The organism is Pseudomonas fluorescens Q2-87, assembly GCF_000281895.1.
In the GTDB taxonomy this organism is placed as follows: domain Bacteria; phylum Pseudomonadota; class Gammaproteobacteria; order Pseudomonadales; family Pseudomonadaceae; genus Aquipseudomonas; species Aquipseudomonas fluorescens_S.
The window spans coordinates 6,136,184-6,162,115 of sequence record NZ_CM001558.1 but is presented as its reverse complement, the minus strand read 5'-3'; the positions used below and the strand labels follow the sequence as shown (position 1 = coordinate 6,162,115).

Below are 25,932 nucleotides of genomic sequence, written 5' to 3'. Positions count from 1 at the left end.
TCATGTCGATCGAAGTCCGTAACGTCAGTAAGAATTTCAATGCCTTCAGGGCCCTGGACGACATCAGCCTGGACATCCAGAGCGGCGAGCTGGTGGCGCTGCTGGGCCCGTCGGGCTGCGGCAAGACCACCTTGCTGCGGATCATCGCCGGCCTCGAAACCCCGGACCAGGGCAACATCGTGTTCCACGGCGAGGACGTGTCCGGCCACGACGTGCGCGATCGCAACGTAGGTTTTGTGTTCCAGCACTACGCCTTGTTCCGCCATATGACGGTGTTCGACAACGTCGCCTTCGGCTTGCGCATGAAGCCCAAGAACCAGCGCCCGAACGAAAGCCAGATCGCGACCAAGGTTCACGAACTGCTGAACATGGTGCAACTGGATTGGCTCGCCGACCGTTACCCGGAGCAGTTGTCCGGCGGCCAGCGCCAGCGTATCGCCCTGGCTCGCGCACTGGCGGTAGAGCCCAAGGTACTGCTGCTCGACGAACCCTTCGGCGCCCTCGACGCCAAGGTTCGCAAGGAACTGCGCCGCTGGCTGGCGCGGCTGCACGAAGACATCAACCTGACGTCGGTGTTCGTGACCCACGACCAGGAAGAAGCCATGGAAGTCGCCGACCGGATCGTGGTGATGAACAAAGGCGTGATCGAGCAGATCGGCTCTCCGGGCGACGTTTACGAGAACCCGGCCAGCGATTTTGTCTATCACTTCCTCGGCGACTCGAACCGCCTGCACTTGGGCGAGGATCGGCACGTGCTGTTCCGCCCCCATGAAGTTTCACTGTCACGTTCGGAGCTGGAAGATCACCACGCTGCCGAAGTGCGGGACATTCGTCCGCTGGGCGCCACCACTCGGGTGACCCTGAAGGTAGAAGGCCAGAGCGAGCTGATCGAAGCTGAAGTGGTCAAGGATCACGACAGCCTGGTGGGCCTGGCGAAGGGCGAGACGTTGTTCTTCAAGCCGAAGGTCTGGCAGAAGGTTTCCAACCTGTAAAAGCATCGCGAGCAAGCTCGCTCCCACAGGAGATTGGGGTTAAACCTGATCTTTCCGGTCGCCTAGGCCCCCACAGAGGGGGCTGCTGGCGTTGCGTTGTGTTCAGGCCGCCGAGCGTTGGTTGCGCAGGGCCACCGGTCCCGCGCGTTCTTCAATGACGCGCTTGAGTTCGCCGCGAAGCCCCAACAGAAACCCCGCCTCGACCACCACAAACAGCGGCCCGACGATCAGGCCGGTAAGGTCATCGACGAACGCCGGTTTGCGACCTTCGTAATAGTGACCGACAAACTGGATCACCCAACCCACCACAAACATGCCCAGGCCACTGCCCAGCCAAACCGCCGTGCTTTGCGCCGCCAGTGTCTGGCCCAGCCAGACCGCCAGGCCCAGCAGTACCGTCATCAGCACACCCAGGCGCACTTCCAGGCGCAGATAGAACCAGGCACTGGCCACGGCGACCAGCAGCGCTGGCGACACCAGGAGCGCGCCCACCGGCCAGCCCGGCCGTGAGAGCAGTACGGCGACAGCGACGAAGATCAGCGGAATGCCGATGAAATGGCTGGCGATATTGCGTGGATCACGGTGGTACGCGGCGTATTGACTGAGATGATCGACGAGGCTTTTCATTGTTGTTCCTCCTGAGGTGATGCCTGCATGATGCCCAGGTTCTACACGGTGTTCTGTCAGCTAGCCGACATTTGTCCCGGAGTTTCCATGAATGCGCATCCCTGGCACTCGCACCTGACGGCCGGCCACTGGTACAGCCATTTGCCTGTTGAGTTACAGAATAGTCTGCTGGCGATGGCGCGGGTGCGCCGCCTGCCGCCGGGTCATCGGCTGTTCCAGCGCGGCGACCCTCCCTGCGGCATGTACGCCGTGCTGGAAGGCGCGGTACGAGTCGGTTCGGTGAACGAACAGGGCAAGGAGGCGCTGCTGAGCGTGGTGGAAGCTCCCCACTGGTTCGGCGAAATTTGCCTGTTCGATGGCCAGCCGCGTACCCACGATGCGGTGGCGGTGGGCCAATGTACGCTGCTGCACGTGCCACAGCTGCCGTTGCTGACATTGCTGGAAGAACAACCGCTTTACTGGCGGCATCTTGCGTTGCTCATGAGCCAAAAACTGCGCCTGACCTTCATCAACCTCGAACACCTGAGCCTGATGCCCGCCCCGGCACGCGTGGCCCACCGCTTGCTCCAGATCGCCGAAGGCTACGGCGAAATCGAACCGGCACGCCGCAGCTTGCAACTGCCCCAGGAGCAGCTGGCGCTGATGCTCTCGCTGTCGCGCCAGACCACCAACCAGATCCTCAAGGAGCTGCAGGCCCAGGGCATTCTCCACCTTGGTTATGGCGAGATCGAAATCCTGGATATCGAGCGGCTGCGAACCTTGACCACAATCTGAAACCGACCTGAACCCTGTGGGAGCGAGTGTTGCCGCAGATAGCGCGGTCACACCGCTCCCAATGTGGGAGCGAGCTTGCTCGCGAAGAGGCCCGCATAGCCGCCGCAGGTCCTTAACCCAACCCATCCCGAAACTGCCCCGGGGTCATTCCGGTCCAGCGCTTGAATGCGCGGCTGAAGCTGCTGGTATCGGCAAACCCCAGTAGATAACTGACTTCGCTCAGCGAGCATTGCGGGTCACGCAGGTGCAGCAGCGCGAGGTTTTCCCGGCATTCATTGAGCAGCGCGTCGAAGCGGCAGCCTTCGTCGGCGAGGTGCCGCTGCAGGCTGCGCAGGCTCAGGTGCATGGCTTGGGCGATGCGCTCGGCGCTGGGTTCGCCTTCGGGCAGTTGAGCCTCGATGGCGGCTCGTACCTTGCGCTCCCATGTCAGCGGTTGGAGCTGCGCGAGGGTGCGCTTGAGCACCGTTTCGTTGTGTTCGGCCAGCTCCGGGTTGGCGTCGTCCAAGTGACTGTCGAAATCCGTGAGGTCAAACTCCAGGCAGTCCTGCCCGGCGCTGAAATACACCGGCGAGCGGAACACTTTGTGCCAGGGGCTTGGGTCAGACGGTTCCGGGCGTCGCAGGTATACGGCCAGCGGTGCGTAGTCGCGACCCAGCCGGTTGCGACAGGTGCGCACGTAAATTGCCGCGAATGCATCGATGGCTTCGAAGGCCGGCGCCGGACGGCCCACAGGTACATCCAGGCTGAAGCGGTAGCGATCTTCGCCGCGGCTCAGTTGCAGCGTCAGCGCATCGCTGACCACCGGGTGGTAACGCACGATGCGTTCGAACACTTCGCGAAGGCTGCCGCTGGCGACCAAGGCATAACCCAGCGCGTGAAAGGTGGTGGGGCTGACGAAGCGCGACACCCGCAAGCCGATAGCCGCATCGCCACTGGCCTGCACCGCCAATGTCCACAGGCGCGTGGTGGCCGACAGCGGGTAGCGGGCGTTCGGGTCGTCCATCCACTGCGGATCGAGGCCGGCCTCGACGCACAGGGCATGGCTGTCCAGGCCCAGCGCATCGAGCTGTTTGCGCAGGGCGCGGGTCCAGCTGGCGAGGGAAGTCGGTTCAGTCATGACGATTGGCGCTTGCGGTCAACAGGTTGGCGTTTACGGCTACCACCCCATGGGACAACGCCCGGCAGGATGAGCACATCTCTAACAGAGGATGTAAGCCATGCACGGCACTTGCGCAAGCCCCGAGCGATTGAATGCACAACAGCGATCCGCCCATATTCGCCAAGTGGTATTGGCGCAAGGCGAAGAACTGCGCCAGCGCTATCCGATCTTGCGCCACCAGGATGCGCTGGGCGCGGGCATCCTGGCGTTCGCCCTGGCCGGGATGTTCGGTTCGGCATGGCTGTATATCAACGGTGACATGCCCGGGTGGGCGTGCCTGCTGCTCAACGCTTTTTTCGCGTCCCTGACCCACGAGCTGGAACACGACCTGATCCACAGTATGTATTTTCGCAAGCAACGCCTGCCCCACAACCTGATGATGGGCCTGGTCTGGCTGGCGCGGCCGAGCACCATCAATCCGTGGATCCGTCGCCATTTGCACCTCAACCATCACAAGGTGTCCGGCAGCGAAGCCGACATGGAGGAGCGAGCCATCACCAACGGCGAACCCTGGGGGCCGGCGCGGTTGCTGATGGTCGGCGACAACGTCATGTCCGCGTTCATTCGCCTGTTGCGGGCCAAGACCTGGGCCCACAAGCGCAGCATCCTCAAGCGCACGCTGAAGGTGTACTTCCCGCTGGCGCTGCTGCATTGGGGCGCCTGGTATGTGTTCCTCGGTTTCCACGGGGCGAACGGCGTCGCGAGCCTACTGGGTACGTCGATCGACTGGTCGGCGAGCACGCTGTCCATGATGCAGATGATCGATATCGCGGCGGTGGTGATCATCGGGCCGAATGTTTTACGCACCTTTTGCCTGCACTTCATCAGCTCGAACATGCATTACTACGGCGACATCGAGCCGGGCAATGTCATCCAGCAAACCCAGGTGCTCAACCCTTGGTGGTTGTGGCCGTTGCAGGCGTTCTGCTTCAACTTCGGCAGCAGCCACGGGATTCATCATTTCGTGGTGAAGGAGCCGTTCTATATTCGCCAATTGACGGTGCCGGTGGCGCACAAAGTGATGCGGGAGATGGGCGTGCGGTTCAATGATTTTGGCACCTTTGCCCGGGCGAATCGGTTCGTGCGCCAAGAAGAGAGGGTGCGCGATAGGGGGGATACGGTAAGGGGTTGAGAAAGCTGCTGGGGGACCCCTCGTCGACTTGTCCTACAAAATGCTCATTTTTTTGGGGACTGGCCGACAGAGTGGTAAGCGTGCACCAAAGTGGAGCAGACCTCGCGTCTCGCCCGCGCTGTTACATGGAATGTTGCAACCGGAATGCACCCCCACTCCCTGCATAAGAAGTCCCGTCGATGAATCTAAAATTCAGTCATAAAATCCTTCTGGCCGCCTCTGGTGTGGTGGTTTTGGCTTTCGCCTTGTTTACGCTCTACAACGACTACCTGCAGCGCAACACTATTGCTCGCAGCCTCGAGTCGTCGATTGAACAGTCCGGCGACCTGACGGCCAGTAGCGTCCAGAACTGGATGAGTGGCCGGATATTGGTGCTGGAAAACCTTGCGCAGAACATCGCGCACCAGGGCTCCGGTGCCGATCTGCCGGGGCTGGTCGACCAGCCGGCGTTGACGTCGAATTTCCAGTTCACTTACGTGGGCCAGGCCAATGGGGTCTTCACTCAGCGCCCTGACGCGAAAATGCCCGACGGCTATGACCCACGCCAGCGTCCTTGGTACAAGCAGGCGGTCAGTGCCGATAAAACCATGCTGACCCCGCCTTACTCGGCAGCAGTCGGTGGCCTGGTCGTGACCATCGCCCTGCCGGTGAAGCACAACGGGGAATTGCTGGGTGTGGTGGGCGGTGACCTGAGCCTGGAGACCCTGGTGAAAATCATCAACTCCGTGGACTTCGGTGGTATTGGCCATGCGTTCCTGGTCAGCGGCGACGGTCAGGTGATTGTCAGCCCGGACAAAGACCAAGTGATGAAAAACCTCAAGGACATCTATCCTGGAACGCCGGTACGCATTGGCAAAGGCATCCAGGAGGTCGAGCTGAACGGGCAGGACCGCATTCTTTCCTTCACCCCGGTCACTGGCTTGCCGAACGCTGAGTGGCACATCGGCCTGTCGATCGACAAGGACAAGGCCTACGCGCCGCTGAGCCAGTTCCGCACGTCTGCGCTGATTGCCATGTTTGTCGCGGTCGCCGCCATTGCGTTGCTGCTGAGCTTGTTGATCCAAGTGCTGATGCGTCCGTTGACCACCATGGGCCGTGCCATGCAGGACATTGCCCAGGGTGAAGGCGACCTGACCCGTCGCCTGGTCGTGCAGGGCAAGGACGAGTTCGCTGTGTTGGGTGGTTCGTTCAACCAGTTCGTAGAGCGGATTCACGCGTCGATTTCGGAAGTGTCTTCCGCTACCCGCCAAGTGCATGACCTTTCGCAGCGGGTGATGAGCTCGTCCAACGCTTCGCTGGTTGGCTCCGATGAACAGAGTGCTCGCACCAACAGCGTCGCCGCGGCGATCAACCAATTGGGCGCTGCTACCCAGGAAATCGCCCGCAATGCCGCCGATGCTTCGCAACATGCCAGCGGCGCCAGCGAGCAGGCCGATGATGGTCGCCAGGTGGTGGAAAAACCATCCAGGCCATGACCGAGTTGTCGCAGAAAATCAGTCTTTCGTGCACTCAGATCGAAACCCTGAATGCCAGCACCGATAACATCGGGCACATTCTGGATGTGATCAAGGGCATCTCCCAGCAAACCAACCTGCTGGCCCTCAACGCGGCCATCGAAGCGGCCCGTGCTGGGGAAGCAGGACGTGGTTTTGCGGTGGTGGCCGATGAAGTGCGCAACCTGGCGCACCGCACCCAGGAATCGGCGGAAGAAATCCACAAGATGATCACCTCGCTCCAGGTCGGCTCCCGTGAAGCGGTGACCACGATGAACGCCAGCCAGACCTCCAGCGAAGAAAGCGTGGAAGTCGCCAACCAGGCCGGCTTGCGATTGGTCAGCGTGACCCAGCGCATCGGCGAGATCGACGGCATGAACCAGTCGGTGGCCGCCGCAACCGAAGAACAGACCGCCGTGGTGGAAACCCTCAACATGGACGTCAGCCACATCAACCTGCTGAACCAGCAAAGCGTGGCCAACCTCAATGAAACCCTGAAGGACTGCGATGCCTTGTCGCAACAGGCCAACCGGCTGAAGCAACTGGTAGACAGCTTCAAAATCTGACGCTCAGCCGCCAACCGACCCACCGCCATCGCGAGCAAGCTCGCTCCCACAGGGGATTGGCGGTGACCCTGGATCTCGGGCCCACCCAGGAACCATTGTGGGAGCGAGCTTGCTCGCGATGGCGTCAGCCCAGCCAACATCACCGGCACAGGACCACCGCTTTCGCGAGCAAGCCCGCTCCCACACCGTGGATGGGCTATGCCTTAAGCGAACATCACTTGCACATTCGCCATTGCTTCATCGGCGAAGCCCTGGAGGAAATCCCTGAAGCCCGAGGGTGTGTGGGCATCGGTGTGGTCGGCGATGATGGTCCAGGTGGCGCGGCAGCGGTTGTCCGCCAGGGGTTCGACGCGCATGGCCGCCCACAGGTTGTCGATGCCCAGGGTGTTGTAGATCAGTGTCCAGGTCATATGCATGGCTTGGTCGTCCCGGCTGTTGAGCTGTTCCACCACCAGGTTCTGGCCGTCACGGAAGAATTTCTTGCGCAGGGACCTCACCCCATCCCCCGTCATTTCGATGTGCTCAAGCGCCGGAATGAATCGATCGAATCGGCCAAAGTTTCCCACCACGTCCCAGACGCTTGCCGCGTCGGCGGCTACTTCCACCGAGGTTTCGACTTGGCAGGCGTGGGGATTTTTGATCAGGGTGTCGGGTTGAAAAGCACTCATGGTCTTGCTCCTTGCTTGGGGTTGAGTTGGTTCAAATGAAGTCGATGGCTTTGAGGTAGTCGGCGCCGCGGCGTAGCAGGGCCGGGGATTTTTCCGGGTAACTGGCGCCCATTTGCCGCACGCCGGCGCGGGCGTTGTCGTGGCTGATCAGCGAGATGTCGCCAATGTCTTCCTCGAAGCCGTTGAGGTAGAAACCCAGCACGCCAAACAGCGCATTGTCGGCATCGACCCGGGCCAATTGCCGCTGCCACTCGGCGATACTGACCAGGGAAAACTCCCGGCCGCTGTCGCGAAACGACGCCACGTAAGCGTCCCAGCTCAACGGCTGGGGGTTATGCAGGTTGAACACCGCTTGCGTCGGCTGGTAACGGCTGGCGTGGAAGGCGATGAAGCGAGCCAGAAAGTCCACCGGCATCAGGTCGAAATTGAGCGACAGTTCCGGCACCTGGCCGAGCTGGATCGAGCCTTTGAGCATCAGCATCAGACGATTCTTATGGGGCTGGCAGACCCCGGTCAGGCTGTTGAAGCTGATGTTGCCCGGGCGAAACAGATTGACCCACACCCCACGATCCCGGGCCCGTTGCAAGATCCGTTCGCCGACCCATTTGGACAGGTTGTAGCCGTTCTTGATGTAGATCGGCGGTGTCGGCGCGGCGGGCTGTTCCAGCACCTGGCCAGCGGCGTCCATGGCGCTGGAGGCGGAAAGCGTGGAAACGAAATTGAAAATCTTCTTGCTGCGCCCCTCGCACAGGCGCAGGCACTCGAAGATCGGCTCGACGTTGTCCCGCGCCAGGGACTCGTAGTCGAGCACATGGTTGACGTGGGCCGCGTTGTGCACCAGCGCGCCGAAGGTGCTGTCGATGCGGGCGTAGACCTCGTCCGGCAAGCCCAATTGGTGTTGGGTGATGTCGGCGGCGTAAACGCTGACGCGGTCCAGGTCCAGGTGGGTCAGGTGATTGTCCTGGAGGGCCTGGGAGAAACGCTCGGCCGCGCTCTGCCCGGCGCTGGCGCGCACCAGGCAGGCGACTTCGGTGGCGCCCCAGGCCAGCAAGGCTTCGACGATGTGCACCCCAAGAAAACTGTTGGCGCCCGTCACGACTACCTTGTGCACATCGCCGCACTGGCTGATGGGCAACGGCTCGAGGTTGAGTTCGGCCTCGGCATCGATGAAGGCCTGGGGACTGAGGGTTGGGGCACTGTCTTGCTCCGGATCGCCCAGCAACTTCGCCAGGGTGATCAAGGTGGGCGCTTCAATGAAGCGATTGATCGACAGGCTGCGACCGAACGTCTGGCGAATGCTCAACAGCAGTCGCGACAGCAGGATCGAATGCCCGCCCAGGTTGAAGAAGCTTTCGTCGGTGGCGATGTCTTCGACTGGCAGTTCCAGCAGTTCGGCCCACAGTTGCTGCAGCTGTGTTTCCAGAGCGTTTTGCGGCTGGCGTCGCTGGCTGCCGATGTGGACCTGCACCGCCGTTGCCAGCAACGCCCGACGATCCACCTTGCCGTTACTGGTGTAGGGCAGCGCGGGCAACTCGACGTAGGCCACCGGGTGCATGTAGCTGGGCAACGTGTTCTGCACGTGCTCGCGCAACGCCTGGAGCGCGGCGCCGGGCAGGTCCTGCTCGGGATGAACCAGGAACGCCAGGATCCGCCGCCGCTCATCGACACCCACCGCCACCTGGCGAAACAACTGGCTTTCGCGCAGGCAATGTTCGATTTCCTCCGGCTCGACCCGGAAGCCGCGGATTTTCACTTGGTTATCACGCCGTCCGCTCAGCTCGATGCCGCTGTCGGTCCACTGGCCGATATCACCGGTGCGATAGACGCGCAGCGTTTGCCCGGTGGGCAACGTCAGGTTGAGGTAGCGGCTGGCGGTCAGCGCCGGATCGTTCAGATAGCCCAGGCCAACCCCCGGCCCAGCGATGTATAACTCGCCGGGCGCGCCTTGGGGCACCGGTTGCTGTTGTTCATCCAGAATCAACACTTGGCCGTTGGTGATGGGGACGCCGAGGTTGCGATTGCTGTCGCCGACGCCGAACAGCCGAGTGGTCGCCAGCACCGTGGTTTCGGTCGGGCCGTAGATGTTATGGAACCGGCATTGTGGCGCGAGCTGTTCGATCACGAAGGGCTCGCAGACGTCTCCGCCGGTGATCAGGTGCGCCAGGCCCAACGGCGTATCCAACGGCATCACGCTTAGCAGGGCGGGCGGCAGGAAGGCGTGCGTGACCTTCTGTTGGCGAATCAACGCCACCAATTGCTGTGGATCGCGGCGCTGGTCTTCGCTGGGCACCACCAGCAGGGCGCCATGAATGAAGGTCGGCAGGACGTCCAGCAGTGATGCGTCAAAGTTGATGGTGGAAAACTGCAACGCCCGGCTGTCGCGCTGTAAGCCAACGTAGTTGCCATACCAGGCGCAGAAATGGCTGAGGTTGCGATGGCTGAGCAATACGCCTTTGGGCTGGCCGGTGGTGCCGGAGGTGTAGATCGCCACGGCCGGTTCGTCGATGTCCAGCACGCGGCGGATCAACGAGACTGGAATGCCCGGCGTGGACGGCGGCAGCCGATGCACATTCACGCTCGGCAACAGAAGGTCGCCGAGGTCGCTGTCGCCGTCGTGCAGCAGCAGGTCGGCCTGGGCATTTTCGAGGATGAAACGCCGACGTTGCGCCGGATGCTGCGGGTCCAGCGGCAGGTACACCGCGCCGCAGCCCAGCACTGCCAGGATCGCCGCATACAGCTGCGCGGATTTGGGCAGGCATACGCCGATCACCGTTGGGCGGTCGCTTGCATCCTGGAGTTTTTCCAGCATTGCTTGTTGCAACCTCAGGGTCAGGTTGCGCAAGGCTTTGTAGTCGGTCAGTTGCCCATCCACCCACAGGGCCGGTTGCGCAGCGTCATCCAGCATGCGCTGTTCGATGCTGTGCATGATCGGCACTTCCGCAGCGGCCAGGAGCCAGGGCACCGGTGGCCGATTGAAGCGGTGTGCAAAGGCCAGCGGCTCCAGCACGTCGAGCCCGAGCAGCGGCTGTTCGATGAGATTGGCCGGTGGCGAATGCCAATTTTCGAAACAGTGTTCATCCCGTGACAGCTCGCTGACCAGCCGCGCGCCGATCTCCACCACCGCCGCCAGTGTTCGCAGGCGCAAGGATTGGCCGTTACCGCAGCTTTGCTGGGGGATAACCTCCCGGGCCAGGAGCCGCTGTGGGCCATCGTGAAAAAACAGCATCGGTTGCGGCAGTGCTTCACCGGGCACCGGGCGCAGCGTCACGCGAATCTGTAGGCGTGTGTGGGCGTCAATGGCCCATGGCGTCGTACCGTCATCGATCAACAAGTCGACCGCCGGGTGATCGGCCGGGGACTGAAAGTTCACGACTCCATGGCCGTGCAGTTCCAGTTCCCGGGCCAGTTCGACCATTGCCTGGCTGGTGCCAGGCACTGCAATTTCGAGGCGTCTCATCGCAAGGTCCTCATGGGGTCAGGTAATCGGCGAGGGCATCGCGCACGCAGGGGGACGCAAGCATTGAGCTGCTGCGAAAGAAACGCGTGATATTGCCCACCAACGGGTGGAAACGATTGATGGGGTAGGCCAGCGCATTGGCGTCTTCGCGCAGCGACTGGCGCACCGGTTCGTCGACGGGCAGGTGCGCGATCAGCTCGAAATCGAACGCCTGCTGCAGGTCGCTGGCCAGGTACTGGGCGATGAATCCGGGCATCAGTCGGGCGATGGTTTCCTGGTCTTCCTCGGGTGCGGTGCGCCAGTAGATCTGCACCAGCCGCGTCCAGAAACCGGAATGCCGTCCCTCGTCCAGCAAGTGGTCGGCCATCAGCCCCTTGATCGAGGCCTTGACCGAGTCGTCCCGGGCGAAGGCGGCCACTTCGTTGGTCACGGTGTTTTCGGCAATGGCGATGCAGATCAGCTCCACGGCGCTGAGCAAATGTGTCGGTGCCTGGGCCAAGGTGGCCGGTATCGCGCGGCTGAGTTCGATTTGCGCCGGCAACGGGATCGGCTCGATGCCGGTCATGTCGATGGTCTGCTGCATGAAGTCCATCGCCACCAGGGCGTGGTAGTCCTCGTCCACCACCACGGTCATCGCGTCGTAGCGGCAGGCGAACGGGAACTCGATGCCGAAGCGGTTCTTGGCGATGCGCCGAGCGGTGTGGTCCACCAGTTCGGTCTCGAAGATCACCACGTCGTTGATGAACTTGTAGAGGCTCTGCACCAACACGAAATCGCGCAGTTGCGGGCAGTGGCTGAGAAAGGTCTGGCTGTGCACCAACGGCTGGCGGCTCATGGGGAAGATCAGCTTGTCGTCGTTTTCGACCCGGCGCCGTGGCCGGGTGCGGATGGTGGCGCGACTTTCCCAGGCATCGGCGAAAGACTGGTAGTGGATGGCGTTCATGGCATCACCTGCGCAACCGGCTGGGCCATGCTCTCGCGCAAGCCGTCCCACAGGGCCGCGCGGCTGTGGACGGCGGCGAGGGCGGCGGCCAGCACCTCGGTTTCGCGCTGCGGGTCGCCGTCGATCAGCCGGGCCAGCAGTTTTTCCGCGGCGGGACCGTGGTCTTCGGAATCGACTTCGATGTGCCGCTGCAGGTAGTAGCGAAAGGTCGGAGCCTGATCCAGGCCAATGCCCCAGGCGTCTAGCATGCGTTGGAACATCTGCGGGATGACGCTCTCGCGACCGTGTACGAACGCCGCAGCCACGCTGTGGGCCGGGGCGTGCAGGGCGGTGTGCAGGGTCTGGCGAACGAAGCGCGCCGCCGCCGGTTCCACCTCGACGCTTTCCAGTGCCGTTTCGGGGCTGACGCCTTCCTGTTGCAGGGTGATGAATTGCTCGATGGCGCGGGTGTCCGCACCGACCTCGCGCATGGCGTCCAAGTACAGTTCGAAATGGCTGCAATAACCGGCTCCGGGACGATCGTCCGACTCTTCGCCCAGGACGATTTCATTGATCAAGCGTGCCGCGTGCGGATCGGCCGGTGGCAGCCAGGGCAGGTGGACACAAGTGAGCTCGCGTTGCAGCCGCTTGGTCAGGGACATGAAGTCCCAGACGGCAAAGACATGGCTTTCCATAAACCGGCGTAACAGATCAATTGATGTAATTTCGGAAAAAACCGGATGGTGGCCAAGTTCATGTTTCTTCAGAAATAGTTGTTCTTTGGTTGGCTGCATTGGAACGTCCTCATCAATGATGTTGTGCCCGGATAGTTGCCCGCTTTTTTAGGAAGGCGAGCGGGCGCCTGAACCGGAATCCATGAAGTGCAAAGTCACTCTAAGATGCGCTTATAAGTACCCACTTTTCGGCGCGAAGTGCCGAATTTTGGTGGGTCTACGAAAGTCATAAGCGGTCGATAACCACTCGACGAATAAAAAACTAATACACCTGGCAACTAAGCGGCAAGTCATTTTTTAATTATTTAAAGTGCGGCTTTTATTGGGCGCGAAGAGGTTCTTTAAAACTTTTAATATAAGTTTTATTCAGGCGAAGAGGCTCCTTCCGACTGGGTGATATCAGAATCGAATAGTTCGAGTGAATGCCTCACTCGGAGCACTTCAAGGGACGGGGAGTTAGGGTGTGGATGTTTTTATGGGTGAGAGATCGGTCGGACGTCCGATCATCCCGCCGGTGCGCAAGCTCCTGCTTATTGGCTTCGATTCGCCGGGCTGTGCAGCTCGGCGCTGACTTCTTCAGGTCTGTTTTTGAATCGATAAACGCAAGAGTGAGCCCAAATCGATGGCAGTGCCATTGAACTGATTGTGGCGGCGAGTCGCAGCGGCTGCTTGGCCGCGCCGGGTCGGCGAGAAGCGGCCAGGAAGGATATGTAAGAAGGTTTTACGCCGGCCGGGCGGCCGGCGTCGGATCACTGATGCGACTGCTGTTCCAGATAGCGGCGCATGGTGACGGAGGCTTTTTCCAAATGACGCTCGAGCAAGACAACCGCTGTATCGATGTCTTTCGCTCGTGCGGCGTCGAGCAGTGCACGATGGTCGTCCTGGCTCAACTTGCCCAAGCCCATGGACGACAGATGGAAGCGCAAGAAGCGCTCCTCTTCGTTGAGCTCACGTTCGATCAGGTCCAGCAGTTTGCCATTGGGCGCCTTGTGATAAAGCGACATGTGGTACAGCCGGTTGAGCTTACCGATCTCGGCATGGTTGGTTTCTGTTTCCAGCTGTTCGATATATCCGGCAGCCATTGCCAGGTCGTTGTCATCGAGTAGCGGGATGGACAGGCGCAAGGCGAAGGTTTCCAGTACCGACCGCAGGGCATAGGTCTCGAGCGCATTGCTGGTGATCAGCGGGGCAACCACGGCACCCTTGTGCTGGACCACATTAAGCAATGACTGCGCCTCAAGCTGGCGCAATGCTTCGCGCACCGGCATGCGACTGACGCCGAACAGATCCGCGATTTCCTGCTGGCGCAGGGCGGTGCCGCAGGGCAGGCGTCCGTCGAGAATGGCCGCGCGCAGGGATTCTTCGATGATCGCGCGTGCCTGGGCTGCGGGAATCGGCCCGTTGACCGGGATAGTGCTTAACGGTGAGGGCTTCTTTGTCACGACAGCGCATCCTGACTGGTAGTAACGAATTGGATCCAGGCGAACATTAGTTACAGATTATCTCGCCGTCAAAGTCTCGCGGCCCTGGGGCTGAACTAAAGTTTAGCGTGCCTAGGGTGATTGCACCTTGCCATTGTTTTTTGCCTGCCCAGGCTTCACCATCCAACGAATTTCCAACGGCCTCTTTCGGACGTATTCCCTTGGCTGCACCTTTCCCCGTTTCCAGGTCCTTGCGCTGGCTGTGTTCGGCATTGTTGCTGGCCGGCCTCATGCTGGGCGGGTTGCGGGCGGATTGGGACTTTACGCAGATCAGCCGGCGGGCGCAGGCGTTATATGGCCCGCTGGGCGAAGGGCAACAGCGGATCGACGCCTGGCAGCACTTGTTGGCGACCCAGAAGCAGACGCCGGAGCTGGAGCAGCTCAAGGTGGTGAACCTGTTCTTCAACAAGCAGGTGCGCTACGTGGAAGACATCGACCTGTGGCATGAGGTCGACTACTGGGAAACGCCGATCCAGGCCCTGTGGAAGGGCGCCGGCGATTGCGAGGATTACGCCATCGCCAAGTACTTCAGCCTGCGTCATCTCGGGGTCTCCAGTGACAAGCTGCGCATCACCTACGTCAAGGCCCTGCGACAGAACCGTGCGCACATGGTGCTGACCTATTACGCCACGCCCGAGGCGATGCCGCTGGTGCTCGACAGCCTGATCGACGGCATCCAGCCGGCCAGCCAGCGAACCGACCTGCTGCCGGTCTACTCTTTCAACGCCGAAGGGTTGTGGCTGCCGGGTGCCAAGGGCAACAAGAAAGTGGGTGACACCAAGCGCCTGTCCCGGTGGCAGGATGTGTTGAAAAAAATGCAGGCCGAAGGTTTTCCGGTCGAGACGACTAACTAGGAGCGCGCGCTCAGATGTCCTTGTTCAAACAGCTGTTGATCGCTATCTGTCTGTTCCTGGTGGTTGCCTTCAGCGGCAGCTTCATGGTCAGCCTGGAGAGTTCGCGGGCCCAGTACGTCAACCAGTTGCGTTCCCACGCCCAGGACGCGGCCACGGCGCTGGCGCTGTCGCTGACGCCGAACATCGACGACCCGGCGATGGTGGAACTGATGGTCAGTTCGATCTTCGACAGCGGTTACTACGCGAGCATTCGCGTGGTGGACGTGGCCACCGACAAAACCCTCGTCGAGCGCACGGGCACGCCGGACGCGGGCACCGTGCCGCAATGGTTCGTCAAGCTGATCGGCCTGGAACCGGCCGGCGGCGATGCCATCGTCAGTCGCGGTTGGGAGCAGGCAGCGCGGGTGGAGGTGGTCAGCCACCCGATGTTCGCCCTCGCCAAGCTGTGGCAGAGCGCATTGGGCAGCCTGGGCTGGTTGCTGCTGTGCGGCGCCGTGAGCGCGGTGCTGGGGGCCTTGCTGCTGCGTCGCCAGCTCAAGCCGCTGGACTACATGGTGCATCAGTCCCACGCCATCGCCCGACGCGAGTTCCTCAGCCTGCCGGAACTGCCGCGCACCCCGGAACTGCGCCGTGTGGTGCAGGCGATGAACCAGATGGTCGAAAAGCTCAAGGCATTGTTCCAGGAGCAGGCCGAGCGCAGCGAGAAGCTGCGGGCCGAGTCCTACCAGGACAACCTCACGGGCCTGGCCAACCGACGCTATTTCGAGATGCAACTCAATGCCCGGGTGAGCAACACGGAGCAGGCCAGTTCCGGTTATCTGCTGTTGCTGCGGGTCAAGGACCTGGCCGGCCTGAACCAGCGGTTGGGCGGCCAGCGGACCGATCAATTGCTCAAAGCGGTCGGCGAGCAATTGCTGCGTGAAAGTGCCCGATACCCCGAAACCCAGAATCTGGTGACGCGCATCCGTGGCGGCGAGTTCGCCGTACTGGCGCCAGGCCTGGTGCGCGAGGAAGCGCTGCAGCTGGCGCAGAACCTTGAAAGCGCGTTGGCGAGCCTGCACGCCACGGGCGCAACCGACGTGGCCTCGGTGGCTTCCATCGGACTGGCACCGTTCGTTCATGGCGACTCGCCGCAATCGGTGCTCCAGCTTGCCGACCAGGCCCTGGCCCAGGCCGAAAGCCAGGGGGAGCCAAGCTGGGCCTGCCTGGACCATGCCGCAGTGTCCAGTTTTGGCGATGATCACCATGCCTGGCACACGCTGCTCGACCAGGCCTTGAGTCATCAGCGATTTGAGCTGTACTTCCAACCGGTGGTGGCCGCCCAGGACACCCAAGTGGTGCTGCACTACAAGGTTCTGTCGCGGCTGCTGGACGATCAGGGCCAGACCATTCCCGCCGGCCGCTTCCTGCCCTGGCTGGAGCGCTTCGGCTGGACTGCGCGCCTGGACCGCTTGATGCTTGAACAGGTGCTCAAGCAAATGGTCGGGCACGACCAATCCCTCGCGCTCAACCTGTCCTCGGCGACCTTGGCCGATCCGCAGGCGCTGAACAAAATCTTCGAAATCCTGCGTGCTCATTCCAACCTTGGGCCGCGCCTGACCTTGGAAATTGGCGAGGAACAACTGCCGGAGCAAGCGGTTTTGGAGCAGTTGACCCGTCGTCTGCGCGAGCTTGGATTCTCCTTGAGCCTGCAGCGCTTTGGTGGGCGTTTCAGCATGATCGGCAACTTGTCTCGGCTGGGGCTGGCCTATTTGAAAATTGATGGCAGTTACATCCGGGCCATTGATCAGGAAAGCGATAAGCGTTTGTTTATCGAGGCGATCCAGCGTGCTGCTCACAGTATTGACCTGCCTTTGATTGCTGAGCGGGTGGAGACTGAGGGGGAGTTGGCGGTGATTCGGGAGATGGGGTTGTTTGGGGTGCAGGGGCAGTTGGTTGGGGAGCCTAGGCGTTGGAGGTGAGGCTTGTTGACGAGGCGGCCTGGTAGCCGGCCTGGATGTTGTTGACCGAGTACATATCCGTTCTTTTCGTAACGGCGACTTATGGTTCCGCCCTTACGGCGGCTCACTTTTGAGAAGCGCAAAAGTAAGCAACGCTTTATGCCCCACCACTCGGCACCTCGCCTAGGCTCGGTGTGCCCTCACTCCGGCATTGCTCCGTGGGCCCGCTGCGAAGGGCCATCCATGGCCCAGCGCAGCTATCCCGGCATCCATGCCGGGATGCCCACTGCGCAATGCCTGCGTTCGGCCAGCGTGGTTAACGGGGCGCCGAGATCAACGTCCACGGCGAGGCGGCCTTATAGCCGACCTGGCTCTTGATGGGGACCGCGTTTCCCTGTGGGAGCGGGCTTGCTCGCGAAGACGGCGGTACATTCAGCATTGATGCAAGCAGACCCACCGCTATCGCGAGCAAGCTCGGCTCCCACAGTAATCGGCGGTGGACACTGATCTTGTAAACGACCAAAAACCATGTGGGAGCGGGCTTGCTCGCGAAGACGGCGGTACATTCAGCATTGATACAAGCAGACCCACCGCTATCGCGAGCAAGCTCGGCTCCCACAGGGACCGGCGGTGAACACTGATCTTATAAACGGCCAAAAACCTATGTGGGAACGAGCCTGCTCGCGATAGCGGTAGTTCAGTCACATGGATGCTGGGTTTGCCGGCCTTTTCGCGAGCAAGCCCGCTCCCACAGGGGAAACGTGGTCCCTCCAAGAAACAGGTCGGCTATCAGGCCGCCTCGCGCTGGCTTTTGATCTTGGGCGCCCCGTTAAACCACGCTGGCCGAACGCAGGCATTGCGCAGTGGGCGCCTCGGCATGGATGCCGAGGTAGCCGCGCTGGGCCATGGATGGCCCTTCGCGGCGGGCCCACGGAGCAATGCCGGAGTGAGGGCACACCGAGCCTAGGCGAGGTGCCGAGTGGTGGGGCAAGAGCGTTTTGCTTACTTTTCGCCGGGCCGCGCAGGCTTCTCAAAAGTGAGCCGCCGTAAGGGCGGAACCCTAAGTGGCCGTTACCGCAGAAACGGATATACACCCCCCTCTAAAAGTAAGGTCCTAGGAGATTTCCTTCGAGTTGTAGCGAACTTAGTGAACTTGTTCGGCATCTGCCTCGTGGCTAGTCTGGGTTTGTCACCGAAAAAACGGTGACACGGACGTGCAAGTCCGAAATATCTGTTTAGGGCGAAACGGCCCATGCCATTCAGCGATCTCATTTTTGGATTCGCTGTGTAGCAAAGGCTCCTTACTAGTCGTTTAGGAGTTCCCAATGACAACAGCGGAAACGAAACACACTTCACACAGTTCCAACACACTCGACGAAGCCGCCGAGCGCGCCCTCGACTACTACCTCAATCCCAAACCAACCGATGAAGCCCCGGGAAAAACCCCAACCGCCCAGCTCTTCATGGTCTCCCCAGACATCGACACCGAAACCCTACTGGCCAACGCCTCCGAAGACTTGCTGTCCATAGCGCCATCGCCGCCGACCTGGCTGACGACGTCGACGGCTCGCGTCGCAGTGTGATCCTGGCGATCAGCCGGATGGCCGATGGGGTGCAGTTGTTGGTGGAGCGGGCGATGGATCGGCTGGAGGTTCAAGCGCCGAGCTGACAGGCCCGTAACGAACTGAGGATCGCGATCGCGAGCAGCCCAGGCAACCAAAGACCCGTGGCGAGGGAGCTTGCTCCCGCTGGCCTGCGCAGCAGGCCCCCAGCAGTTCTTCAAGCAGACCGCGTTGCCTGGTTTTGCGACTGCTGCGCAGCCGAGCGGGAGCAAGCTCCTTCACCACGGAGGCTGTGTACAGCCTAGATCAACCCCTTCTCATCATCATCGATCAGCCGGCTCAACCCGCCCAACGCTTCCCGGGCCTGGTTGCGGTCCATCAGCTTGGCCTGGGCCGCCGGTGGCAGGTCGGTGACGCGGATTACGCCTTTGGTGGTGAGCACCTGGATCAGGTCGTCCAGTACCCGGATCATTTCCAGGTCGCTCTGCTTGAGCTGCTTGAGGCTGTTTTCTACCGCTTGATTGGCGAACCAATCCTGGATTTCGTGGTTGTCGGCTGGCAGGGTTTCGGTGGCTTCGGCGTAAGCGGCAGCTTCCACGCGCACCAGCAGGCCTTGTGCATCGCGTTGCACATAAAACATCGGGCATCCCTCATGTATGAAGCGGCGTCATGCTGGGCAGCATAGGCCAACTGCGCGGGAGTATGCACACTTATCCCGCAGCGAGGGAGCTTGCTCCCTTGCCACGGGTTCGTGTCAGGCTCAGCTGTTGTTGTGATCGACCTTGATGGTCGGGTCACTGCCGGCGATCAACGAGTTCAGGTTGACGTTCGACCAGTTGTTGCCTTCCAGCTTGATCGTCACGTCCGGCGTGGCCGCTGCACCATTGGCCCCGTTGAACTGGCCAGTGGTGCTGACTTGCAAGGAGGACACGCCATCGACCGTGCTGATTTTCAGGAAGTGGTCGATGGTGCTCCCGGTTTCGCCCTGCAACAGATCCCGCAAGTCGATCCGGTCACCCTCGCTGGCCTTGAAGTCCTTGATCACATCGTTGCCGGTGTCACCGGATTTCCAGACAAAGGTATCGCCGCCCAGGCCGCCGATCAGGGTGTCGTTGCCCAGACCGCCAATCAACGTGTCATTACCCGTGCCACCCAGGAGGATGTCGTTGCCCTTGCCGCCGTCGAGTGAGTCGTTACCGCCCTGGCCGAAAATGATGTCATTGCCGCCGCCGCCGAGCAGGGTGTCATTGCCATCGTGGGCACCGGACACATCGAACGCGGTGTAGTGTTCGGTGATGTACTGGTGCACGTTGCTGGTGGTGACCTTGCTCACGTCCACGCCGCTCTGTTGGGCGACGAAGGCCTGAATGGCCTGGTAGCCCTCGCCGGCAACGCCGTTGAAGCTCACCAGATCGCCAAACAGAATATCGTTGCCTTCACCGCCGTTGACCGTGTCGGCGCCCGGCAGGGTGGCTTCGGTGTGACCGATGATCGAGTTGGCCAGGTCCTTGGGATCGATGTTGGTCTGTGGTTTGCCATCGGAGTCGTACGGCGAGAGATCGCTCAGCGTCACGCCGTTGTTCAGGCCGATGGCTTCGACGTTGCTCAGCCCTTTGAGTAGGGTGAAGCTGGCGGTCGAGCCAGCTGCCGCGTCCCAATACCCACCGTCCGTATAGGAGAGTTCAAACGTACCGTTGCCCTCGGCATGCACCGTGCCGACATAACTGTCATTCCAGTTCTTGCCGTTTTTAGTCGACAGGTACATCTCACCGTCTTCATAGATGGTGTATTTGTGCGTGCTGTCGATCGTCTGGGTGTAGAACTTGCCCACGGTGTAGTTGGCCGCGCTCAAAACCGAATCGAGCTTCACAGTGCCGTACAACGTCGGGTTCGTCTGTTCGCCGGACTGGTAAAGGTTCGGCTGGCCGTCGGTGATGAAGTACGTCAGGTTCTTCGCACCGGCGTTGGTCAGGGCCTGGGTGCTATTGAAGAAGTTCGCCGTGGTCTTGAACACGTCTTCGTAGTTGGTGTTGCCGCCCGAAACCATCGAATCGAGCACGCTTTTCAGAATTGTCAGCGCGTTCGAGTCGTTGAGGTTTACCGACACGCTCTTGTTCACCTGCGTGTCGAAATCCGCCAGGAAGATGTTCACGGTGCCGGAGTTGCTGCCCAGGCTCTGCTTGAGGGTGGCGAACACCGAGGTCAACGAGTTCTTGGCCGCAGTGATGGACGACGAACTCATGCTGCCGGAGCTGTCGACCATGAAGGCGATGTTGTAGTTGACGCCCGGCACCACGGTCAGCCCGCCGATGTCAGCGACCACGATGTCGTTGCCATCGGTGCCGGTGACGTTGTCATTGCCTGAGGTGGCAGTGATTGCGTTGTAGGTCGCCGGGTACACAGTGACCGGGATCTGCGCTGTGGTGACTGCCGAGCCGCCGAGGGCTTCGGTGGAGGTGGACGTCACGGTCAGGTTGAATTGGCCGTTGTAGTAGGTCGGTGGCGTCAGCGTCAGGCTGCCCAGGTTCCAGCCGCTGACCAAGGCTTCGCCGTTGGCGCCCACGGTCGCGGTGTGGCCGGCGCCGTCGGTCAGGACGCTGCCTTCCGGAATGCCGCCGATCTTCACGCTCAGGCTTTCCGAACCGTCGGTGTCGGTCAGGCCGGTGGTGATCTTGGACAGGTGCACGCTGGTACCTTCGGCGGCTTCGTTGAGCTTGAAGCCGTCGTAGTAACCTTCGCCATTGGTGCCGTGCAGGTCGGAAACCGTCACGCCGGCATTCGCCAGGTCGGTCACGCCGGTGTACAGCGGCACGCCGGCGCTGCTCAGGTCGACCGGGGTGCTGCCGTTGACCGACAGGTTCACGTCGTAGCTGCCCGGGCCGGTCTGGTTGTGGTGGTAGATGTCCAGCGTGTAGTAGCCGCTGGTGGTCGGCGTGAACGAACCGTTCAACTGGCCGCCCGCACCCCAAGTGGTTGCCGCGGCAGTCTTGCCTCCGATGGTGACCAACAGGCTGTCATCGCCGGCACCACTGAAGGTGTAGGTCTTGCCGGCTTCGAGGAAAATCAGGCCCGAGGTTTTCGATGCGGTGCCAGGATTGACGTTGCTGTCGGACTGCACGTTGGTCACGTTGGTGCTGCTATTCGGCGCGCCGGCGGCATCGATCACCGACTTGAGCGTGCCGGATGGCGCGCCGCTGCCATCGGTGCCCAGGCCGGAAAGGCCGGTCCAGACTTCCTTGATCAGGCCGGTGGAGGTGACGTTGTTGCCAGCGACGTTGAGGCTCGGTGCATCGGCAACCGGGGTGATGTCGATTTTCACGGTGCCGGTACTGCCCAGCGCCTGCCCATCGGTTGGCTGGAAGCTGATCTGTGCGTAATCGGCCTTTTGATCGCCGACGCCGGCCGGGTTGCCATTGGCGCCGGACTCGTTGGCATCCGGGGTGAAGCGCAGCTTGCCGGCGTCGATGTCAGCCTTGGTGAAGGTCTGGTTGTTGGCCACGTCCTTCCAGGTTGCACCGTCCAGATACTGCAGCTTGCCGTCACTCGGCAGCCCGGTGATTTTTACGCCCAGGCTGGCGGCGGAGTTGTCCACGTCGCTGACGCCGAAAGTCGACCAGCCAAGAACCAGCGCGGTGTCTTCGGTGCCGGTGACCGCGCCGCCGGTGGCCACCGGTGCATCGTTGACGCCGACCACGTTCACGGTGGTGGTGGCGGTGTTGGAATAGCTGGTGCCATCGGTCACCGTCACGGTGATGATGCGCGGTACGGTGCTCGGGTCTTCACTGGTGTTGATGAAGGTGATGTTCTTGATTTGCTGCATGTAGTCGGCCAGCGTCGCGTTGCCCGACAGTGTCAGGACGACTTTGCCGTCGGTGCTGTTGGCGTTGATGCTGATGCCGTTGACGCTGTTGCCCAGGTTCAGCGCATCGCCGGGCTGACGGTTGGTCAGCACGATGGTAGCGCCGGTCAGCATCGTGCTGTCCGGGTCGGTGATTTTCAGGTCCGTGTCGCCGATGGACACACCCGGTCCGGTGGTGCCTTCGGTGAAGGTCACCTGGTAATCGGCGCCGGTCTTGCCGCTGGAGTTGTTGGCGTCCAGGTCGAGCACCGGCGATGCGTCGTTGTCGATGATCGAAGTGCTGACGCTGCCGTTGGTGCCGCTGACTGCCAGGTGCTCGAAGTTGCCGCCCGTGGCCGAGTCGATCCTGACCACGATGTTCTCGGTGCCTTCGGTGATCTTGTCGTCCAGCGTCGCCACGTTGAAGGTGGCGCTGGTGGCGTTGGCCGGGATTTTCACGGTGTAGACACCGGTGAAGTCCGTGCCGTCTGCGGCGGTGCCGCTGTAGACGATTTTGAGCGTGACTTCAGTCTGCGCCGGGTTGGTCAGGCTGACGGTGTACGTGGCGGTCTGGCCTTCGGTCACCGATGTGCTGCCGGTGATGCTGACGGTGGTGTTGTCGACGGTGTCGGTTACGGTGGTAACTGCCGCAGCGGTGTTCGGAACGAGGTTCTCGAAGCCGCCGCCGGTGGCGGTCTTGATGGTTGTGGCGACATTGCCGGAGTCCAGGTAGACGTCATCTTTTGGTGCATCGACGCTCACCGTGCCGGTGGTCTTGCCGGCGTCAATAGTGATGACTGCGCCGTTGCTCAAGGTCACGGTGACCGGCGAGCCGGCGGCGTTGGTCAGGGTGGCGGTGTAGGTGATCTGGCCACCCTCGGCGACCGTGCCGGTGGCGCTCAGGTTCAGGCTGGTGGTGTCTTGGGTGTCGGTGACTGAGGTGTCGGCGGTCTTGCCGTCGATAGCCAGTTTTTCGTAGTTGCCGCCCTTGGTGTCGTCGATTTTGACGCTCAGGTGGTCGCCGCCTGCGAGGGCGTTGTCCTGCGTGACGAAGTTCACCGAGCCGGAGCTTTCGCCGACTGGGATGGTGATGGTCTGGCCGTTGCTCAATGTCACAACGAGCGGAGCGCCGGTCACTGGAGCGTTGACCGAAGCGGTGTAAACCACGGTGCCGCCTTCAGCGACGGTCGAAGTCGCTGAGAGCGAAACAGTGCTGGTGTCGATGGTGTCGGTGACGTCGGTGACGGCTGGGGTGGTGCTCGGAACGAGGTTCTCGAAGTTACCGCCAGTTGTTTTATCAATGCTGACTTCGACCTTGCCGGCGTCTTTGTAGACGTCGTCTTTTGGCGCGTCGACAGTGACGGTGCCGGTGGTGGCGCCAGCTGCGATGTTGATCACAGCGCCGTTGCTCAGGGTCACGGTGACCGGCGAACCAGCAGCGTTGGTCAGTGTTGCGGTGTACGTGATCTGGCCGCCTTCGGTAACGGTGTCAGTCGCACTCAAAGTGAGGCCGGTAGTGTCCTGGGTATCGGTCACCGACGTGTCAGCGGTCTTGCCGTCGATAGCCAACTTCTCGTAGTTGCCACCTTTGGCATCGTCAATTTTGACGCTCAGGTTGTCTCCGCCTGCCAGGGCGTTGTCCTGCGTGACGAAGTTCACCGAGCCGGAGCTTTCGCCGACCGGAATGGTGATGGTCTGGCCGTTGCTCAATGTGACAACCAACGGAGCGCCGGTCACTGGAGCGTTGACCGAAGCGGTGTAAACCACGGTGCCGCCTTCAGCAACGGTCGACGTTGCGCTCAGGCTGACAGTCGAAGTGTCGATGGTGTCTGTGACATCCGTAACCGCAGGAGCCGTGCTCGGCACCAGGTTCTCGAAATTGCCGCCGGCAGTTTTATCAATGGTGACTTCCACCTTGCCGGCGTCCTTGTAGACGTCGTCTTTTGGCGCGTCGACAGTGACGGTGCCGGTGGTGGCGCCAGCTGCGATGTTGATGACCGCGCCATTGCTCAGCGTAACGGTGACGGGCGAACCGGCAGCGTTGGTCAGGGTCGCGGTGTAAACAATCGAACCGCCTTCAGCGACAGTGTCGGTCGCCGAGAGCGTCAGACCGGTGGTGTCCTGGGTATCGGTCACCGACGTGTCAGCCGGTTTGCCGTCGATAGCCAGTTTTTCGTAGTTACCGCCCTTGGCGTCGTCAATTTTGACGCTCAGGTTGTCTCCGCCTGCCAGGGCGTTGTCTTGCGTGACGAAGTTCACCGAGCCGGAGCTTTCGCCAACCGGGATGGTGATGGTTTGGCCGTTCGACAGGGTGACGACCAGCGGAGCGCCGGTCACTGGAGCGTTCACCGAGGCGGTGTAAACCACGGTGCCGCCTTCGGCAACGGTCGATGTTGCGCTCAGGCTGACAGTCGAAGTGTCGATGGTGTCTGTGACATCCGTAACCGCAGGAGTCGTGCTTGGCACCAGATTCTCGAAGTTACCGCCGGCAGCTTTGTCGATGCTGACTTCAACCTTGCCGGCGTCCTTGTAGACGTCGTCTTTTGGCGCGTCGACGGTCACGGTGCCGGTGGTGGCGCCGGCTGCGATGTTGATCACGGCGCCGTTGCTCAGGGACACGGTGACGGGCGAACCGGCGGCGTTGGTCAGGGTGGCGGTGTAAACAATCGAACCGCCTTCCGTAACGGTGTCGGTCGCGGTCAAAGTGAGGCCGGTGGTGTCCTGGGTATCGGTCACCGAGGTGTCGGCGGTCTTGCCGTCGATAGCCAACTTCTCGTAGTTGCCACCTTTGGCATCGTCAATTTTGACGCTCAGGTTATCGCCGCCTGCGAGGGCGTTGTCCTGCGTGGCGAAGTTCACTGAGCCGGAGCTTTCGCCGACTGGGATGGTGATGGTTTGGCCGTTGCTCAATGTGACAACGAGCGGAGCGCCAGTAACCGGTGCGTTGACCGAAGCGGTGTAAACCACAGTGCCGCCTTCGGCCACAGTCGACGTTGCGCTCAGGCTGACAGTCGAAGTGTCGATGGTGTCGGTTACGTCAGTGACAGCTGGGGCGGTGCTCGGAACAAGGTTCTCGAAATTGCCCCCGGCAGCTTTATCAATGGTGACTTCCACCTTGCCGGCGTCTTTGTAGACGTCGTCCTTCGGTGCGTCGACGGTCACGGTGCCGGTGGTGGCGCCGGCTGCGATGTTGATCACCGCGCCGTTGCTCAGGGTCACGGTGACGGGCGAACCAGCGGCGTTGGTCAGGGTGGCGGTGTAAACAATCGAACCGCCTTCGGTAACGGTGTCAGTCGCACTCAAAGTGAGGCCGGTGGTGTCTTGGGTATCGGTCACCGACGTGTCAGCCGGTTTTTCATCGATAGCCAACTTCTCGTAGTTACCACCTTTGGCATCGTCAATTTTGACGCTCAGGTTATCGCCGCCTACCAGGGCGTTGTCCTGCGTGACGAAGTTCACCGAGCCGGAGCTTTCGCCCACTGGGATGGTGATGGTCTGGCCGTTGCTCAATGTCACAACGAGCGGAGCGCCAGTAACCGGGGCGTTGACCGAAGCGGTGTAAACCACGGTACCGCCTTCGGCAACGGTCGACGTTGCGCTCAGGCTGACAGTCGAAGTGTCGATGGTATCGGTTACGTCAGTAACAGCTGGAGTGGTACTCGGAACCAGGTTCTCGAAGTTGCCACCGGCAGCTTTATCAATGCTGACTTCCACCTGCCGGCGTCTTGTAGAC

General features: G+C 61.3%; 13 protein-coding genes and 3 pseudogenes. 7 read left to right on the top strand and 9 right to left on the bottom strand.

Features of this window, described 5'->3' with window-relative positions:
- The first annotated feature begins 2 nt into the window (after nucleotides 1-2).
- A complete protein-coding gene (locus PFLQ2_RS00840; RefSeq protein ID WP_003186962.1) occupies nucleotides 3-992 on the top strand; it encodes a sulfate/molybdate ABC transporter ATP-binding protein in 990 nt (329 codons plus the stop codon).
- Between the two features lie 102 nt (nucleotides 993-1,094).
- Here PFLQ2_RS00840 and PFLQ2_RS00845 read toward each other — a convergent pair whose 3' ends face one another.
- A complete protein-coding gene (locus tag PFLQ2_RS00845) occupies nucleotides 1,095-1,619 on the bottom strand; it encodes a DUF962 domain-containing protein (RefSeq protein WP_003186961.1) in 525 nt (174 codons plus the stop codon).
- A gap of 87 nt (nucleotides 1,620-1,706) precedes the next feature.
- On the opposite strand from PFLQ2_RS00845, the gene PFLQ2_RS00850 reads away from it, so the two are divergent.
- The gene (locus tag PFLQ2_RS00850) at nucleotides 1,707-2,393 is read left to right on the top strand and encodes a Crp/Fnr family transcriptional regulator (protein WP_003186960.1); all 687 of its coding nucleotides are present in this window, start codon (nucleotides 1,707-1,709) and stop codon (nucleotides 2,391-2,393) included.
- Between the two features lie 112 nt (nucleotides 2,394-2,505).
- Here the strand turns inward: PFLQ2_RS00850 and PFLQ2_RS00855 are convergent, their stop codons facing one another.
- Nucleotides 2,506-3,510: an AraC family transcriptional regulator gene (locus PFLQ2_RS00855; RefSeq protein WP_003186958.1), complete on the bottom strand. Its 1,005-nt coding sequence runs from the start codon at nucleotides 3,508-3,510 to the stop codon at nucleotides 2,506-2,508.
- 100 nt (nucleotides 3,511-3,610) lie between these two features.
- Here PFLQ2_RS00855 and PFLQ2_RS00860 point away from each other — a divergent pair, with 100 nt between their 5' ends.
- Nucleotides 3,611-4,684 (top strand): fatty acid desaturase, encoded by a 1,074-nt coding sequence (locus PFLQ2_RS00860; RefSeq protein WP_003186957.1) that lies wholly within the window; start codon nucleotides 3,611-3,613, stop codon nucleotides 4,682-4,684.
- 179 nt (nucleotides 4,685-4,863) lie between these two features.
- Nucleotides 4,864-6,743: pseudogene (locus tag PFLQ2_RS28290) on the top strand (methyl-accepting chemotaxis protein).
- Between the two features lie 203 nt (nucleotides 6,744-6,946).
- Here PFLQ2_RS28290 and PFLQ2_RS00865 read toward each other — a convergent pair.
- From PFLQ2_RS00865 to PFLQ2_RS00885, 5 genes are all read right to left on the bottom strand, one after another.
- Complete coding sequence (locus PFLQ2_RS00865; RefSeq protein WP_003186950.1) at nucleotides 6,947-7,411, bottom strand: SRPBCC family protein; 465 nt, start codon at nucleotides 7,409-7,411, stop codon at nucleotides 6,947-6,949.
- 31 nt (nucleotides 7,412-7,442) lie between these two features.
- On the bottom strand, nucleotides 7,443-10,868 hold the full coding sequence (locus tag PFLQ2_RS00870) for a non-ribosomal peptide synthetase (RefSeq protein WP_003186948.1): 3,426 nt from the start codon (nucleotides 10,866-10,868) through the stop codon (nucleotides 7,443-7,445).
- Between the two features lie 10 nt (nucleotides 10,869-10,878).
- Complete coding sequence (locus tag PFLQ2_RS00875; RefSeq protein ID WP_003186946.1) at nucleotides 10,879-11,811, bottom strand: diiron oxygenase; 933 nt, start codon at nucleotides 11,809-11,811, stop codon at nucleotides 10,879-10,881.
- Nucleotides 11,808-12,584, bottom strand: coding sequence for a DUF3050 domain-containing protein (locus tag PFLQ2_RS00880; protein WP_003186943.1), 777 nt, complete (start codon nucleotides 12,582-12,584; stop codon nucleotides 11,808-11,810). Before PFLQ2_RS00880 ends, PFLQ2_RS00875 begins: the two co-directional genes overlap by 4 nt.
- 689 nt (nucleotides 12,585-13,273) lie before the next feature.
- Complete coding sequence (locus PFLQ2_RS00885; RefSeq protein ID WP_003186941.1) at nucleotides 13,274-13,966, bottom strand: GntR family transcriptional regulator; 693 nt, start codon at nucleotides 13,964-13,966, stop codon at nucleotides 13,274-13,276.
- Nucleotides 13,967-14,235: 269 nt separating this feature from the next.
- Between PFLQ2_RS00885 and lapG the strand changes: the two genes are divergently transcribed.
- The 3 genes and pseudogenes from lapG (at nucleotide 14,236) to PFLQ2_RS28285 (ending at nucleotide 18,468) form a co-directional block, all read left to right on the top strand.
- Complete coding sequence (gene lapG, locus PFLQ2_RS00890) at nucleotides 14,236-14,859, top strand: cysteine protease LapG (RefSeq protein ID WP_371261253.1); 624 nt, start codon at nucleotides 14,236-14,238, stop codon at nucleotides 14,857-14,859.
- 14 nt (nucleotides 14,860-14,873) lie between these two features.
- Entirely contained in the window at nucleotides 14,874-16,820 is a 1,947-nt protein-coding gene (gene lapD, locus PFLQ2_RS00895) for a cyclic di-GMP receptor LapD (protein ID WP_003186938.1), read from the top strand.
- 1,304 nt (nucleotides 16,821-18,124) lie between these two features.
- Nucleotides 18,125-18,468 (top strand): annotated as a pseudogene (locus PFLQ2_RS28285) (DUF6124 family protein).
- Between the two features lie 194 nt (nucleotides 18,469-18,662).
- Here PFLQ2_RS28285 and PFLQ2_RS00900 read toward each other — a convergent pair.
- Both PFLQ2_RS00900 and PFLQ2_RS30780 read right to left on the bottom strand, forming a co-directional pair.
- Nucleotides 18,663-19,001 carry a hypothetical protein gene (locus PFLQ2_RS00900; RefSeq protein WP_003186932.1) on the bottom strand — a complete coding sequence of 113 codons (339 nt, stop codon included), beginning with the start codon at nucleotides 18,999-19,001 and terminating at the stop codon, nucleotides 18,663-18,665.
- A gap of 120 nt (nucleotides 19,002-19,121) precedes the next feature.
- Nucleotides 19,122-25,932, bottom strand: a pseudogene (locus PFLQ2_RS30780) (LapA family giant adhesin); the annotation flags it as partial.